The sequence below is a fragment of the Acinetobacter towneri genome, from assembly GCF_017498585.1.
GTDB lineage: Bacteria > Pseudomonadota > Gammaproteobacteria > Pseudomonadales > Moraxellaceae > Acinetobacter > Acinetobacter towneri.
Map to the genome: position 1 here is coordinate 2238004 of NZ_CP071766.1, position 16159 is coordinate 2254162.

Genomic DNA, 16159 nt, shown 5'->3' on the forward strand with positions numbered 1-16159 from the left:
GCCTTTTGCCAAGTGTTATTTCTCTTGATCATTGCGGAACGCCTCCCACTTGTGCAGACATTGTAGTTTTAGACTGCGTAGCCGCTGTTTGTGCGGGACTCATTGCTGTCGTTTGTGCAGCAACCACAAGAAGTGCTTTGGTCGTGGTGACTTGATCGACCAACTGCAACCCCACATAACCACGACTTGAACCAATATTGCCCGAGCTATGTCCGCTAATGAGTCGGAAATTCACTTTTAAAGATAAAGATGGTTCCGTTTTACTGACCCAAGTCATTTCAAAGTGACCGTTTTGCTCTTTGCGCTGTGCAGCATCAATTAAACGGTTAATGCCATATTCGCCCGGTGCTTCAAAAATAGTATGCGACTGACCGTTTAAATCGACTGCACTAATACGCACGCCGGGAATTGCGCCTGGATTGGGCCACACAAAGTTGACCCATTGTTGAATTCCATTTTCAAACTGCATTCGCTGACCATCAATATCGATGCTATACGATAAAAATTGTGGGTGCTGTAATGGATAAAATTGGAAATTGGATTGATTTGAAACAGCAGATGTTGCAGGCTGATCTAAACGTCCTGTTGCCATACCATGAATTGGCGCAACATATTGCGGAAATGCCATCACAAACTGAGGATTTAAATTTAAGCCTAAATCTTTCCATGTTTTTGAAGTTAAGACATAACCACGACGAATCAACAACGGATCTAAAGTGTCTTTGACAAAGCCAGCAATACTTCCTGTTTCACCAAAAATTTGTCCCATTTCCTGACTGGTTGCCTGTAAAGTCCCCCCTGAATGAAATGGATATTTCTGACCTAAATGTGTTGCAAACGGTTGATAGGCTTGAATACGCCATAATTTATTAATTTCATCTTGTGTCGGTACAATTAAACTTGCAAAAGATTGAGTTAGCGGTGTCATCAACAGTTTTTGTAATAATTGTTGGTCAGCCTCTTTTAAACCCACCATCATTTTTTCATCGACATATTTTTGCGTTGTATTAAAGACCGAGTTTTGATCATGGATGGTTTGTTTGAACAATGCCATTGCACTTGGTCCAATTTCCCCTGCCGTTTGAAGATCATTTAACTTGCTGCGCACCTGTGCAAGGTTGTTCATATACACATCAAACAGAGATTGATCCTGTAAATCGTCACGTTTACGCAGCAGTTGATAAAACATTTGGTATTCTTGAGAAATCGCACCTTGTGCTTTTAGAGCTGCCTGCGCTGCAGCTTTGTCATTAGATTGACGCAGCACTTTGTCTTTAAACCACGCCATAAATCCTTGTTCAGGCACAGCAAGTTCAGCTTGCACAATTGGATTATCCCAATTGGTTTCCACTGCAATACGTTGCAATAACTTGCGAATTGGCGAGTTTTGCGGCTCTCCCAACAGATCAAGCTGTTTCACTTGCTGATTGAACTGATCTGTTTTTGCATAATGGATGCCATTTAGAAATTTCTTCCATTCACTCACATATTCTTGCTGATACAAGCTCAGCAATTGTTTACGGATTTGTTCAGGACTTCCTGAAAAAGTTAGATCATCCGACTGATGACTATTGAGCACCCAATCTTTGCTGTCCGTTGGCTGATTGGCTACCTGATCAATGGCTTGTTCGACATATTCATTCCACGCCTGCTGCGTAAAAATACCAGGCAAAGCATGACTGCCTAAAACAATGCGACTGTGTTGCTCCCCCACAATTTGACTGACCGTAAGTGCAGGAAAACGTACTGCTGCACGCATTTTTATTTCGTTATATACCCGATCTCGTGCAGGCATTCCCTGAATGACCGACAACAGCACTTGACGAGTTTGATCGACCATTTGTGCATCGCTTTCCAGTACAGGAAAATCGTCCTGATGAGCGAGTGTCATGGCATAAGACAGGATTTTTTCTGCCTGCTGAATCATGTCCGTACGTGGCATTTCTCCACGATGGGCATCCAACCAAGTGCGCCAAAAACGTGAAATCTGATCACTTAAATGACTGCTCTCCCGATATTCAGGATTCGTCAGCATTAAATAAGCCTTTAACGCATTATAAGCATCTTGCGGATTTTGCACGGAAGGCTCTAAATATGGTTGAGTTTTCGCAACTTGCTGCGTTTTTGCATGTATATGATGCGCTTTGAGTGTTGCCGCATCTTGTTGGACACGCTGTAAGTATTGCGCGATATTTTGCTGGGTTGGCAACAATACAATCTGCTGAACGCCTTTTAGATATTCAACTTTGAGCTGTTCGCGTAACTTCTTGCCCTGATATAAGCCAAAACTGAACTTAAGTGGACGTTGTTCGGAAAACCCATCCAACTGTTGCAGACGTGCTTGTAAAATTAATAAGCTTTCGAGTTGTGTGGATAAAACCTGTCCAAAAGTTTTTTCCAGTCGTATAACTTGATCTAAGTCTGCCTGAACATCGGCAATGAGTTGTTGGTTATGACGATATGACCACACCCAAACACTGAGCAACAATCCAACACCAAGTAATGCAGCAGTAAACGCCATATATCGCTGACGTTTTTTCGCAGGATTAATATGTTGTTTCACCAAATGTTGATCACGCAAAATCACATTGGAAAACAAACCTTGTAAAAAATAACCATGATTTGGGGCAATCGAACTTTTTTCTTCGTCCTGAAAAGGGCTTGCAAGCTGCTGCAGTTGAAATTCTTGTGCAATACTTTCTGTCATCGGGCTTTCGATGCTGCATTCCTGTAAAGCACTGGTAAAATAAAAACCTCGAAAAACAGGTTGGAATTGATACGGATTATCTTCAAATAAAGTACCAATAAAACTTTTTAATGCTGGCTTTAAGGTTTTAAATTCCATCGGGTGAGAGTTATCGTTTGAAGGATAAAAAAGAATAGGGATTCAGCCACAGGTTGAAACTTAATACGAGATCAAAGGGGTCAGTTTTAAATTGCCGTTGACAGAGTTCTTGAAAGGCTGGCAGGGCTATCTAGTCTGTGATGATTACAGTGGTTATAAAGCACGCTTCAAATCAGGCCAGGTCATTGAGGTGGGCTGCATGGCCCATGCACGTCGTAAATTCCATGAACTGCATGTGACCGGGAAAAGTCAGGTCGCTGAACAGGCATTAGTGCTGATTCAGAAACTGTATGCCATAGAAGCAGAACTCAGGAAAAAGACGGATGGTACAGCGGAAGACCGCCGCGAATACCGACAACAGCATAGCCAACCGGTGATGCAACAACTATATGAATGGCTCAACCAACATCATCTGACGGTGCCATCGAGTTCTCCCACCGCCAAGGCCATCAATTACACTCTGAAGCGTTGGCCAGCCTTAAGCCGCTATCTGGATGATGGCAATCTACCGATATGCAACAATTGGGTAGAGAATCAGATGCGTCCCTGGGCGTTGGGGCGCAAGAACTGGCTGTTTGCAGGTTCGCTGCGCAGTGGTCAGCGAGCGGCGAATATCATGACTTTAATCCAGTCAGCAAAGCTGAATGGCTTGGATCCGTATGCCTATTTAAGTGATGTGCTGAAAAGGCTGCCGACACATAAAGTGACCCAAATTGAAGAATTGCTGCCGCACCGCTGGAAACCTGAATCGAATTAAAAAAAGCTATGGGGTTCAGCGGATGCTTACTGTACTGAAAAGGCTGCCGACGCATAAAGCGACCCAAATAGAAGAATTACTGCCACATCGCTGGAAATCCAACTCAAATTAAAAAATAGGCATGGGGTTCAGCGGACGCTTACATTTAATTTTTCTAGCCCGTTGAAAAGCATTACAATTGATCGCCATTTGTTCAATATTTGAAGGAAGTACTTGTAATAACTGTTGAAAATGAATCATGATACGCCACGGTAGTTGTGTTTTGTGTTAGCGCATTAATAAATACAACCACCTTTTTTATTTTTCAAGCGATAATTATAATATATTTCAACAATTTAAGCCTTAAGTTGGCGCGTATGCCATCATGGGTCTTATGCACCTTGTTCTTCATATCATAAAATTTTTCATCGGTGCCATAGAGATCAATAGCTACATACTTCAAAAGCCCTTCCCAATTAAAAGAGTTATTTAAATATCGAAGACTTAGACCAGTACCCACAAATAAAACTGGGTGATTCTTGTAACTACTAACAAACTCAAAAATGTCCATAACTTAACTTCTAAATTGTTGTTCTGAAGATAAGCACATCTTATATATTAGAAACAATTCAAGCAATTTGATAATTAGTATTTCAAAATTAAATATTTTTTGCTTACTACAGGCTTACGTTGCATAACCCTAGAAACAACAAAGCCCTGAATATGTCAGGGCTAAGTCATTGATATTTGGCGGAAGCGGTGAGATTCGAACTCACGGAGGACTCGCGCCCTCGTCGGTTTTCAAGACCGGTGCATTAAACCGCTCTGCCACGCTTCCATGTGGGCCATGATACGAAGCTTTTGATTTGATGACAAGTAAAAAATACCACTCAAGCACTCAAGTGAATATTGTTTCACCAAATCAGCGCTAAAGTTCATCAAAACAACAGCATAGCCACCTCACTTTTTAAAGTTTAGCAGCCAATTCAGCCCCTTCACGAATCGCACGTTTTGCATCTAACTCTGCAGCAAGCTTTGCACCACCAATAATATGATAGTTAGCCAAAGTATTTTCATCTGCCGCAGGCATTAAATCTTTAACCGACTCCTGCCCTGCACAGACTACAATGCTATCTACACGTAACAATTGGTCTTGACCTGCCATTTCAATCCACAAGCCTTCATTGCTGATGGCTTTATATTGCACACCACGTAGCATACGCACCGCATGTTTTTTCAACTGTGCACGATGTACCCATCCTGAAGTTTTACCCAAACCTGCACCTAAAGCTGTCGTCTTACGTTGCAATAAATAAATTTCACGGACTGGGGGATGAACTTCTGGAGCAAGCATACCACCTTCAGTCACATAGTTAGGATTCGGATCGACTCCCCACTCACGCTGCCAATCTGCCAAAGGCTGCGGTTGTGGCTGATGTTCAGGTTTCAGTAAAAACTCCGACACATCAAAACCGATACCGCCTGCACCAATCACAGCGACTTTTTGTCCAACAGGTGCACCACGTAATACTTCTGCATAAGACAATACTTGCGGTGCATCGCTGCCTTCAATTTTTAAAGCACGTGGTACTACACCTGTTGCAATGACCACTTCATCAAAACCTTCACGTTCGAGTTGCTCGCGGTTGACTTTGGTATTTAAACGCAAATCGACCCCAGTTTTTTCAATTTGCACTTTAAAGTAGCGAATGGTTTCGTGAAATTCTTCTTTGCCCGGCACGACTTTTGCCAAGTTGAATTGACCGCCCACTTCGTTGCTGGCTTCAAATAAAGTCACATGGTGCCCACGACTAGCAGCAACTGTAGCAGCAGACATTCCCGCAACACCACCACCGACAACTGCAATACGCTTCGGTTGCTTGGTTTTTTCATAGACCAATTCAGTTTCATAGGCTGCACGCGGATTGACCAAACAAGTCGCACGCTGATTTTTAAAGGTATGATCTAAACACGCTTGGTTACAGGCAATACAGGTGTTAATTTCATTGACACGATTGGTCGCAGTTTTATTGACCCAAAACGCATCTGCCAACAATGGTCGTGCCATTTGAATCATATCAGCTTTACCCGCTGCCAATATTTCTTCTGCAGTATCAGGCATATTAATACGGTTGGATGCAATTACAGGAATCTCAACGTGTTTTTTCACTTCTGCGGTGTAATCAACAAAAGCTGCGCGTGGCACAGAAGTCACGATGGTTGGAATGCGCGCTTCATGCCAGCCAATCCCTGTATTGAGCAAGTTCACACCCGCATGCTCTAAGGCTTTGGCAACGGTAATCACTTCGTGCATGGTATTGCCATCGTGGACTAAATCCAGCATCGACAAGCGGAAGCAGATAATAAATTTTTCACCCACTTCGGCGCGAATGGCTTTGACTACTTCTAAAGCAAAACGCATACGGTTTTCAATCGTACCGCCCCATTGGTCTTCACGCTGATTCACATGACGGCTTAAAAACTGATTCAGTAAATAGCCTTCCGAACCCATAATTTCGACACCATCGTAGCCTGCCATTTTGGCTAAACTAGCTGTTTTCGCATAATCTTCAATGGTATTTAAAATTTGTCTTTCACTCATTTTACGTGGTTTAAATGGTGAAATTGGAGATTTAATCGGACTTGCAGACACCACAAATGGTTGATAACCATAGCGTCCTGAATGCAGAATTTGCATTAAAATTTTCGCACCATGCTTATGTACGGCATGTGTCACTAATCGATGTGGTGCAACATCGCCCAATGTATTCATAGTACCGCCCGCAGGCAATAACCAGCCTTGACGGTTAGGTGAAATACCACCTGTAATAATTAAACCCACGCCACCTTTGGCACGTTCGCCAAAATAAGCAGCCAGTTTTGGATAATTATAAAAACGATCTTCCAAACCCGTGTGCATTGAACCCATCACGACACGGTTTTTAATGGTGGTAAATCCTAAATGTAATGGTTTTAGAATATTTGCATAGCGAGTTGTCATGATGAGTCCTTATATAATGAGCTTTGCAACTTGTTGCATGAATACTTTAACCGATTTTTATAAACTGTTTATGACTCTAAAGTTCGACTGTGTGGCGCAAACGTCAATTTATAGGGTCTGTTGACACTTCTTCTATGTTTGCGACGTGAGAGATATATCTCGCAAAGTTTTTTAGCTGATATAAGGCATGAGGCAGGAAATTTAGTCATTCTAAATGACTGACTCATAACGCAATAGCAGCAAAAAATATGCTTGTCCCCTTGCGCAGCAAACAAAGCAGTGCTTTGTTCTTGCTCATGTGGCTAAAACTTTCTCAGATTGCGTTATGAAACTTGGCAATAGACCCTAACTATTCTTGATATAAACTTGATATAAAACCGCCCAAAAGTAAAAGTGATTTTATTCTGCACCATCCCAATTGCAGGTTTTGATCTTCAACATCTATACCAAGTTTGCCATTTCTAAATGAAAATTTAAGCCTGAACCTGATTTTTTTATCAAATGCGCTTTTTTAACGAAAACAAGCATTTTAAAGAGTGCTATAATTTGCAGTTTAGAATTCTCCTTGGCCACCAAATGTGGTGCCTATTTTAAAAAAGTTAGGACTAGCAATGACTGATAATGCAACTATCTTGCAGAATGTACCAGTAGGCAAAAAAGTCGGTATCGCCTTTTCTGGTGGTCTAGATACTTCAGCTGCTTTATTGTGGATGAAGCAAAAAGGCGCTGAACCATATGCGTATACCGCAAACTTGGGTCAGCCAGATGAAGATGACTATGATGCCATTCCAAAGAAAGCCGAAGAATACGGTGCGGTAAAAGCAGTCTTGGTTGACTGCCGTATGCAGTTGGCTTTGGAAGGTATTGCTGCCATTCAATGTGGTGCATTCCATATCAGCACAGGCGGTATACCTTACTTTAACACCACCCCGCTTGGTCGTGCAGTAACAGGTACAATGCTAGTGACTGCCATGAAAGAAGATGACGTAAACATCTGGGGTGATGGTTCAACCTATAAAGGTAACGATATTGAGCGTTTCTATCGTTATGGTTTATTGACTAATCCTGCGCTTAAAATTTATAAGCCGTGGTTAGACCAAACCTTTATTGATGAATTAGGCGGTCGTGCGGAAATGTCACAATTCCTTATCGACAATGGTTTTGACTATAAAATGTCAAAAGAAAAAGCTTATTCAACTGACTCAAACATGCTAGGTGCAACACACGAAGCGAAAGACCTTGAGTACCTAGATGCTGGCATCAAAATCGTTGATCCAATCATGGGCGTGGCGTTCTGGAAAGATGACGTTGAAGTTAAAGCCGAAGAAGTGTCGGTTACCTTTGAAGAAGGTATGCCAGTTGCATTAAACGGTCAGCGTTTTGAAAACCCTGTTGAGTTGATTCTTGAAGCGAACCGTATTGGTGGTCGTCATGGTTTGGGGATGTCTGACCAAATCGAAAACCGTATTATTGAAGCAAAATCTCGCGGTATTTATGAAGCACCAGGCATGGCGTTATTGCACATTGCTTATGAGCGTTTGGTTACGGGTATTCACAACGAAGATACGATTGAACAATACCGCATTAACGGTTTACGTTTAGGTCGTTTATTGTATCAAGGTCGTTGGTTCGATTCTCAAGCGTTAATGTTACGTGAAACTGCGCAGCGTTGGGTGGCTAAAGCAATTACTGGTACAGTGACTTTAGAATTACGTCGTGGTAATGACTATACCATTATGAACACTGAATCTCCGAACCTCACTTATGAAGCTGAGCGTTTAACTATGGAGAAAGGTGATTCAATGTTTACGCCAATGGATCGTATTGGTCAGTTAACTATGCGTAACCTAGACATTACCGATACACGCGCTAAATTGGGTCTTTATACCAATTCTGGCTTATTGTCGATTGGTTCAGGTTCTGCAGTGCCACAATTGAAAGACAAAAACAAATAATCACTTGGTGATGATTTTGTGAAATCGAAAGCCGCTCAAATTGAGCGGCTTTTTTATGTTTGTTTAAACATGAGGACTAAACAATTCATACTAAATGAAAGCTGCAATAGAAAAATTTACAGCACTTCTTCCACCTGCAAAGTGTGGTAATAAATTTGATTACGTCCCAACTGTTTCGCACGGTACAAGGCTTGGTCTGCACGTTGTAAGAAATCGCTTTTAAAAATGTCCGCCTCACCTTTATAGACGGTAAAGCCCAAACTGATGGTGACATTACTGTCAACCAAAGATTGACTATGTGGAATCGCTAAACGCTCAACCGCTTTAAAAATATTGGAAGCCACAGCATACGCACCATGCGCATCGGTTTCTGGCAATAACACCACAAATTCTTCACCACCATAACGCGCAACAAAATCCATGTGACGAATTGAGTCTTTAATGGATTTGGCAATCGCTGAAATGACTTCATCTCCCTTTTGATGCCCATAATGATCGTTATATTTTTTAAAAAAATCGACATCGATAAAGAGTAAAGACAATGGCACTTCATCATGCCGTGCCTGTTCGAAATAGCTGTCCAGCATTTCATCAAAAGTACGTCTATTGGATACTTTAGTCAGCGCGTCATGCTGACTTAAATGCAACAATTCTTCAGCATGAATACGGTTAATTTTTTCACTAAGTCGGGCTTGGTGCATGACCAAAAAAATCATCCGCTCACGGGTACACAGCATTTTACTGATTAAAAAACCCACTACCGTACTGCCAACCAACACCCGCCCCATCACCATCACATCAATTGGAATATACAAGGTTAATAGCATAATCATGGCAACCACAGCCGCCATTAACCCAGTCAGCAGCATGTGAAACGGCTTCACCCCCGTCAGTACAAAACCCATAATATAAATCATGCTGATGATCATCATGGCTTGGTGTCTAAACACTTCGGTATGCACCGTCATGGTCAGCCAGGTCATCGACACAATGGCCCAAAAAATCATAGCCATGGCGGCATAGGCATAATACGGGCGCAAAATTTTATAATGGGCAAAAAAGAACAGGGTCAGTAAGCAAAACGCGCCATTGACCAAGCCTAGTAAAGAGTGGATAAAATCGTGTTTAAAAAAATTACGATCAATAATCCAATAATCCCCAGTAATCATCAGCACGGTGATAATAAAGTAGATGAGTACGCCCGACCAAAAATATTGGTTAATGTTGTGCCGAGCTTGTTCAAGATGCTGTTGCCAAAACTCAACTTCCAGTTGTTTCGGAAAAACCTGCCCCGCACGTTTACGTTGACGTTTAATCAACTCTTCATTTTTTTCTTTGTCGTACTGTAGCTTGGCTAACTTATATTTGTATTCCATGGATGCTTTAAATTCCATTTAATCACGATTGTTGCACAGCAAAACTGTAACAACCTGAATATAATTTTTTTAGTGGTTTAAAAATAACACAATGTCGAAACAATTAATTCAGGCATTTCTATTTTTTATGGCTTTCGACGTTACCATTTTAACATTTATAGATTATCATCTGTTTTATTTTTCAGACTGGCAGCGCCTTGAATACGATTACTCTTATCCAGCCAGATGACTGGCATGCTCATTTACGTGATGGTTTAGCACTACAACGTACTGTTCCCGATCTTGCCAAGCAATTTTCACGCGCAATTTGTATGCCTAACCTTGTTCCACCAGTAAAAACGGTAGAAGAAGCGGAAGCGTATCGTGAACGCATCATGGCACACGTCCCTGAAGGTGTAAATTTTGATCCGCGTATGGTGTTGTATTTTACCGATCAAACCTCTCCCGAAGAAGTCAAGAAAATTAAAGCCTCTGCGCATGTGAATGCCATTAAACTTTACCCTGCTGGCGCGACCACCAATTCAGACAATGGGGTGAGCGACATTCGTAAAGTATATGCGGTGATTGAGCAACTTGAAGAACAACAAGTGCCATTATTACTGCACGGCGAAGTCACGCACAATCATGTCGATATTTTTGACCGTGAAAAACGTTTCTTAGATGAAGTGCTTTCACCATTATTACAACAATTTCCAAACTTAAAATTGGTGCTTGAACACATTACGACCTCTGAAGCAGCGCAATTTGTTTTAGAACAAGGCCGTAATGTCGCAGCAACCATTACCCCACAACATTTATTATTTAACCGTAATGATATGTTAGTAGGTGGCGTAAAACCGCATTTCTATTGTTTGCCTATTTTAAAGCGTCAAACCCATCAACAAACCTTATTAGAAGTCGCAACTAGCGGAAATCCTAAATTTTTCTTAGGGACAGATAGCGCACCGCACTCAAAAAATGCCAAAGAAAATGCATGTGGCTGTGCAGGCTGCTATAGTGCGCCTACGGCAATTGAGCTTTATGCACAAGCTTTTGATCAAGTTGGACGTATTGACCGCTTAGAAGGCTTTGCAAGCTTCTTTGGTGCAGATTTTTATGGTTTGCCGCGTAATACCAACACCATTACTTTGGTGAAAGAAGAGCAAATCATTCCAACCAGTTTAGACTACTTGGATGGTGAACAAATTATTCCGTTATATGCGGGTAAAACCATTCAATGGAGAAAAGTGTGACAGATACAACTTTGCCCGTGATGGGGCAACGTTTTCGTGGTTTTTTGCCTGTGGTGGTCGATGTGGAAACCGCAGGCTTTAATGCCCAAACCGATGCTTTGTTGGAAATTGCTGCCATTCCAATTATTTATGATGCGGATGGCAAATTTGTACCAGGTGAAGCGTATCATGCGCATATCAACCCGTTTGAAGGGGCAAATTTAGACCGTCGTTCGTTGGACTTTATTGGGATTGATCCTTTCAACCCTATGCGTATGGCTATGGCTGAAGATGAAAAAACCGCATTAAAACGGATTTTCAAATCAGTCAATGAAGTGCGTCGCCAACAGAATTGTACCCATGCCATTTTGGTCGGTCACAATGCGCATTTCGATTTAGGCTTTGTACAAGCAGCCATTGCCCGCACAGGCACGAAAAACCAAAACCCATTCCACAGCTTTTCAGTGTTTGATACAGTGACTTTAAGTGCGGTGATGTTTGGTCAAACGGTGCTGGCAAAATCATGCATTCAGGCAGGTATTGAGTTTGATGGCAAAGAAGCTCATTCAGCTTTATACGATACGCAAAAAACTGCAGAGCTGTTTTGTTTTATTCTAAATAAACTTGCGCCGCACATGGTAGAGAACTTACTCAACACAGATCAATAATACGATTTGTACTCGAACATTGAGATGTTTACAGGATGACAGACTGCGTTTGTCGTCCTGTTTTCTTTTTAGTGTTGTGGTTTTGATTCGTGCTTTTCAACCACAAGACTGAGCATCAAAATGATTTTTACTGCGAATCAGCTTTTATGCATGCAGTCTTTTGAGCTGGCTTTGGTTATAATGGCAATATTCCAATTTGTGTTATTGATTCTGCCATGTTGAAAAAAATTGTCTTGGTTTTGGTCATTCTCGCGCCTTCTGCGTTGTATCTTTATATTGTGAATCGTGAGCCTGCTCAACCTAAACCAAGCACTCAACCCGCAGCCACACAAACAACAACCACTGAAAAGCAATATCAAACCCCTGATAATTAAAATGATGCACCGTATTCAAATTTACATGCACTGATTTATTTTTAAAGATGTATTATTTTTTAAGCAAATAACAAATAGTGCGGCAGTTTTTTTAGATTCAGGTTTGACACTGTCGCTAAAAATTCATAATATACGCATCACCTCGCAACGTCCCTATCGTCTAGAGGCCTAGGACATCGCCCTTTCACGGCGGTAACCGGGGTTCGAATCCCCGTAGGGACGCCATTTATCGTGCTATACGATCATTTCTAATCCAAATTTATTATTTCAAGATTGCAGATTTGTAGTTTTTCTCTACAATACTTCGCTTCATTTCATTTTTTCTCCTATCACTTATGCCGTCATCGAATCATCAAAATGATGCTGTGCATCAAGGCAATACTATGCCTTTAAAACGTGCGATGAGCACTCGACATTTGGTTATGATTTCACTGGGCGGTGCTATTGGCACAGGTCTATTTTTAGGCTCAGGTGAAGTCATTGCACAAACAGGCCCCGTTGGCGCCATCATCGCTTATATTTTTGGTGGTTTAATTGCCTATATGGTGATGCTGTGTTTGGGCGAGCTTGCCGTACACATGCCTGTTTCAGGTTCATTTGGGGCATACGCCAAACAATATATTGGACCTGGCACGGGCTATACCATCACTTGGTTATATTGGCTCACGTGGTCGGTCACTTTAGGCACAGAATTTACCGCCGCTGCGTTGCTAATGCAGGAATGGTTCCCGCATATTTCCATGTGGATTTGGACACTGATTTTTGGTGGCGTTGTATTTGGTTTGAATATGATTTCCACGCGCTTGTTTGCAGAATCTGAGTTTTGGCTATCTTTGGTCAAAGTCGTGACTGTCATTGCCTTTATCGTTTTGGGTTTAATGGCAATTTTAGGTGCTGTGTCTTATCAAGGTTATACCTCTGCACCTTTATTTAGCAATTTAACCGCACAAGGTTGGTTTCCTGAAGGGCTATTCCCTATTTTTGCAACCATGTTAATTGTTAATTTCGCCTTTTCAGGTACAGAGTTGATTGGTGTTGCAGCAGGTGAAACCAAAGACCCTGCCAAAAACGTGCCTAAAGCAATCAATACCGCAATTTTCCGTCTGTTGATTTTCTTTGTAGGTACCATTGTGGTGATTAGTGCCTTGCTACCACATCAGGCTGCAGGTTTGGCTGCAGAAGGTGTAAGCAGCAGTCCTTTTGTAACGGTGTTTAATCAGATTGGTATTCCTTATGCGGAAGATATTATTCGTTTTGTGATTATCACAGCGTTACTCTCTGCAGCGAACTCAGGTTTATTTGCAGCTTCACGAATGATGTGGTCGCTCTCACACCAAAAGCAATTACCACAGATTTTTTCTAAGGTGAATGCGCGTGGTATTCCTTATATTGCAGTCATGGTCACCATGCTCGGTGCAATGCCAGGTTTATTGTCTGAACAATTTGCGCCTGAAACCATCTTTAAAAACCTCTTGGGTGTGGCTGCATTTACCATGGTCGTGGTCTGGATGAGCATTTGTTTAAGCCAGTTTAACTTCCGTCGCCAATGGTATAAACAAGGTAAAACCGTGCAGGACTTAGGTTTTGCTGCACCGCTATTTCCAATAGTGCCTATTTTAGGTTTTGTGTTCTGTTTTATTACTTGCTTAAGTATGGTGTTTGACCCTGAAATGCTGGCAGGTTTTATTGGCTGTATGATTTTTATTGTGTTGTGCTATCTCAGTTATTACATGATTTATCACAAAAAATCATAATGCTTTTTTAGCGATGATGTAAAACAATAGGGGCGATCTTCGGATTGCCTTGTTTTTTGAGTTGTGTTGATTAGCAATGAATACTGCAAAATACAAAGAAAATCATGCTGCTCTAATAAATGTGTCCATTTAAAAATAACTTGAAAAGCATGATTTTTACCGCTTCAAACGTATCACGACAGCAGAATAGTTTTAATTTTATTCAGTTGAACATTTTTTTCAGAATTATTGCAGAAAAGCGTTTGACACCCCCCCTTATACGCCCTATTATACGCCCACCTCTGAAACGTCCCTATCGTCTAGAGGCCTAGGACATCGCCCTTTCACGGCGGTAACCGGGGTTCGAATCCCCGTAGGGACGCCAATTTCAGAAGTAGATATTTTTTTAAGTCCCTATCGTCTAGAGGCCTAGGACATCGCCCTTTCACGGCGGTAACCGGGGTTCGAATCCCCGTAGGGACGCCAATATTCTCAACAACTGCATTGGTTGTTACATGGTTTAAAAATATAAACTTCTATTTGTCCCTATCGTCTAGAGGCCTAGGACATCGCCCTTTCACGGCGGTAACCGGGGTTCGAATCCCCGTAGGGACGCCAATATTCTCAACAACTGCATTGGTTGTTACATGGTTTAAAAATATAAACTTCTATTTGTCCCTATCGTCTAGAGGCCTAGGACATCGCCCTTTCACGGCGGTAACCGGGGTTCGAATCCCCGTAGGGACGCCATATTCGAGATGTTTACATCTCAACAAAAAGCCCAATCAATATGACTTGGGCTTTTTGCTATCTAACGCATTAGTTTTATATTTCAATCTGTGCGGACTGATTCAAAAACCATAGTTTAAGCTTTGAATCCGTCCACTGAGGTTTGAAAAATACGAATCAAGCTGATTTACGTGAGTTGACCTGTCCTTTAATCACCGCAGTTAAATTGCCTTTTAAATATTTGAAAAAGACTTTTAAAGGCGAGAGTTTCGGGTTTGGACGCTTGCCTTGTGCAATTGCTTTGAACTGCGCGGCATACCAAATAATTTCCATAATTGCCATTTTATCAATCATCGGGATACCAGTTTTAATTTTATCGACCCCGTAACGTACATCTTGACCCGCCAACAAACGGTTGGCTAAATCGGTTTCTACCGCAAATGGTCGGGCGATCCCAATAAAGTCACATGCACCACTGTCCAAAGCAGCATTCATGGCAACTACCGTTCTAAAACCACCTGTCACCATTAAGTGGCATTTCACCTGACTGCGAATCAATTCCGCAAAAGATAAAAAATAGGCTTCACGGGCAATGGTACTTGGTTTACGTTTATCAGCTTTAGAGCCTGCCATCGCGGGTGCTTCATAAGTACCACCTGAAATTTCAATCATATCTATACCTGCTTCATCCATGGCTTTAAACACGCTAATCACTTCTTCTTCAGTGATGCCGCCACGTTGAAAATCTGCAGAGTTTAGTTTGACTGATACAATAAAATTGTCTGAGGTCGCTGCACGTACCGCTTGATAAATTTGCACCAAAAAGCGCATACGGTTTTCAATATTGCCGCCCCATTGGTCTTGGCGTTTATTGGTCAGTGGCGATAAAAACTGGCTGATCAAATAGCCATGCGCACCATGCAGTTGAATCCCTTCAAAGCCCGCTTGCTCACAAATCTGTGCAGCTTTGGCAAAACGCTGAATAATATCGAGGATTTCATCTTCATGTAGTTCACGTGGTGTACCAAAACTCAAAGCTAAACTTGGACTAAAAGGCACAGCCGAAGGTGCAACCGTTTCTTTATTCAAACCTTTCGGACATTGCCGCCCAGGATGTGACAACTGTACCAATTGCACCATGCCATAACGTTTACCAACTTCTGCCCACTGTTTGAGCTTTTCTATATCTCGGTCTGATTCAATTCCCACAACACCCGGTTCATTTTTGGCACGTAAATCGACCATTACGTTGCCAGTGATGGCACAGCCCAAACCACCTTTTGCCCATGCTTCATATAGACCTAAATGCAGGCTATTCGGCTGCCCTGCCGTGTTGGCAAGCGCCTCACTCATCGCGCCTTTAATGATGCGATTTTTAAACATGGTATTACGAATCTGAATTGTTTCGGCAAGATGGCTCATACACTGTTCCGTATTGTGTTTTATTGGTCTTTTTTACTCTAAAGATTTTTCGGAACAGGTCAATGCCATTTTGACAAATCTTATTGTCAAAATGGTAAAACAAGTCAGC

The 16159-nt window shown here is 41.8% G+C and carries 8 protein-coding genes, 6 tRNA genes and 3 pseudogenes; 11 read left to right on the forward strand and 6 right to left on the reverse strand.

The features are described from left to right. Positions 1-28 precede the first annotated feature (28 nt). A pseudogene (locus tag J4G44_RS10835) lies at positions 29-2848 on the reverse strand (ImcF-related family protein); the annotation flags it as partial. Between the two features lie 100 nt (positions 2849-2948). On the opposite strand from J4G44_RS10835, the pseudogene J4G44_RS10840 reads away from it, so the two are divergent. Continuing rightward, positions 2949-3602 (forward strand): annotated as a pseudogene (locus J4G44_RS10840) (IS66-like element ISAba25 family transposase); the annotation flags it as partial. A 358-nt stretch (positions 3603-3960) separates the two neighbouring features. Here J4G44_RS10840 and J4G44_RS13670 read toward each other — a convergent pair. The 3 genes and pseudogenes from J4G44_RS13670 to J4G44_RS10850 form a co-directional block, all read right to left on the reverse strand. Continuing rightward, positions 3961-4152: pseudogene (locus J4G44_RS13670) on the reverse strand (SIR2 family protein); the annotation flags it as partial. Between the two features lie 177 nt (positions 4153-4329). Continuing rightward, positions 4330-4419 (reverse strand) — tRNA-Ser (locus tag J4G44_RS10845). A gap of 129 nt (positions 4420-4548) precedes the next feature. Continuing rightward, entirely contained in the window at positions 4549-6582 is a 2034-nt protein-coding gene (locus J4G44_RS10850; protein ID WP_004972684.1) for an NADPH-dependent 2,4-dienoyl-CoA reductase, read from the reverse strand. A 611-nt stretch (positions 6583-7193) separates the two neighbouring features. Between J4G44_RS10850 and argG the strand changes: the two genes are divergently transcribed. After that, positions 7194-8537 carry an argininosuccinate synthase gene (gene argG, locus J4G44_RS10855; protein WP_004972682.1) on the forward strand — a complete coding sequence of 448 codons (1344 nt, stop codon included), beginning with the start codon at positions 7194-7196 and terminating at the stop codon, positions 8535-8537. A 116-nt stretch (positions 8538-8653) separates the two neighbouring features. On the opposite strand, the gene J4G44_RS10860 is transcribed toward argG, so the two are convergent. After that, positions 8654-9913, reverse strand: a complete 1260-nt coding sequence (locus J4G44_RS10860; protein WP_096902183.1) for a GGDEF domain-containing protein — start codon at positions 9911-9913, stop codon at positions 8654-8656. Positions 9914-10110: 197 nt separating this feature from the next. On the opposite strand from J4G44_RS10860, the gene pyrC reads away from it, so the two are divergent. The 9 genes from pyrC to J4G44_RS10905 all read left to right on the forward strand — a co-directional run bounded on the left by pyrC (position 10111) and on the right by J4G44_RS10905 (position 14649). Next, the gene (gene pyrC, locus J4G44_RS10865; RefSeq protein ID WP_004972678.1) at positions 10111-11145 is read left to right on the forward strand and encodes a dihydroorotase; all 1035 of its coding nucleotides are present in this window, start codon (positions 10111-10113) and stop codon (positions 11143-11145) included. Continuing rightward, positions 11130-11792, forward strand: coding sequence for a ribonuclease T (rnt, locus tag J4G44_RS10870; RefSeq protein WP_096902181.1), 663 nt, complete (start codon positions 11130-11132; stop codon positions 11790-11792). Before pyrC ends, rnt begins: the two co-directional genes overlap by 16 nt. 215 nt (positions 11793-12007) lie before the next feature. Continuing rightward, positions 12008-12166, forward strand: coding sequence for a hypothetical protein (locus J4G44_RS10875; protein ID WP_207973647.1), 159 nt, complete (start codon positions 12008-12010; stop codon positions 12164-12166). Between the two features lie 149 nt (positions 12167-12315). Beyond that, positions 12316-12391 (forward strand) — tRNA-Glu (locus J4G44_RS10880). Positions 12392-12501: 110 nt separating this feature from the next. Then, positions 12502-13920, forward strand: a complete 1419-nt coding sequence (locus J4G44_RS10885; protein ID WP_026438458.1) for an amino acid permease — start codon at positions 12502-12504, stop codon at positions 13918-13920. 288 nt (positions 13921-14208) lie between these two features. Next, positions 14209-14284, forward strand: a tRNA-Glu gene (locus J4G44_RS10890). Between the two features lie 25 nt (positions 14285-14309). Next, positions 14310-14385, forward strand: a tRNA-Glu gene (locus J4G44_RS10895). A gap of 56 nt (positions 14386-14441) precedes the next feature. Beyond that, positions 14442-14517: transfer RNA gene (locus J4G44_RS10900), tRNA-Glu, on the forward strand. A gap of 56 nt (positions 14518-14573) precedes the next feature. After that, positions 14574-14649, forward strand: a tRNA-Glu gene (locus J4G44_RS10905). 156 nt (positions 14650-14805) lie between these two features. On the opposite strand, the gene J4G44_RS10910 is transcribed toward J4G44_RS10905, so the two are convergent. Continuing rightward, positions 14806-16050 (reverse strand): NADH:flavin oxidoreductase/NADH oxidase family protein, encoded by a 1245-nt coding sequence (locus J4G44_RS10910; protein WP_207973648.1) that lies wholly within the window; start codon positions 16048-16050, stop codon positions 14806-14808. Positions 16051-16159: the final 109 nt, after the last annotated feature.

Coding starts and splice junctions, on each gene's coding strand:
- J4G44_RS10850 (WP_004972684.1), bottom strand. CDS start 6,582: ATGACAACTCGCTATGCAAATATTCTAAAACCATTACATTTAGGATTT.
- argG (WP_004972682.1), top strand. CDS start 7,194: ATGACTGATAATGCAACTATCTTGCAGAATGTACCAGTAGGCAAAAAA.
- J4G44_RS10860 (WP_096902183.1), bottom strand. CDS start 9,913: ATGGAATACAAATATAAGTTAGCCAAGCTACAGTACGACAAAGAAAAA.
- rnt (WP_096902181.1), top strand. CDS start 11,130: ATGGAGAAAAGTGTGACAGATACAACTTTGCCCGTGATGGGGCAACGT.
- J4G44_RS10875 (WP_207973647.1), top strand. CDS start 12,008: ATGTTGAAAAAAATTGTCTTGGTTTTGGTCATTCTCGCGCCTTCTGCG.
- J4G44_RS10885 (WP_026438458.1), top strand. CDS start 12,502: ATGCCGTCATCGAATCATCAAAATGATGCTGTGCATCAAGGCAATACT.
- J4G44_RS10910 (WP_207973648.1), bottom strand. CDS start 16,050: ATGAGCCATCTTGCCGAAACAATTCAGATTCGTAATACCATGTTTAAA.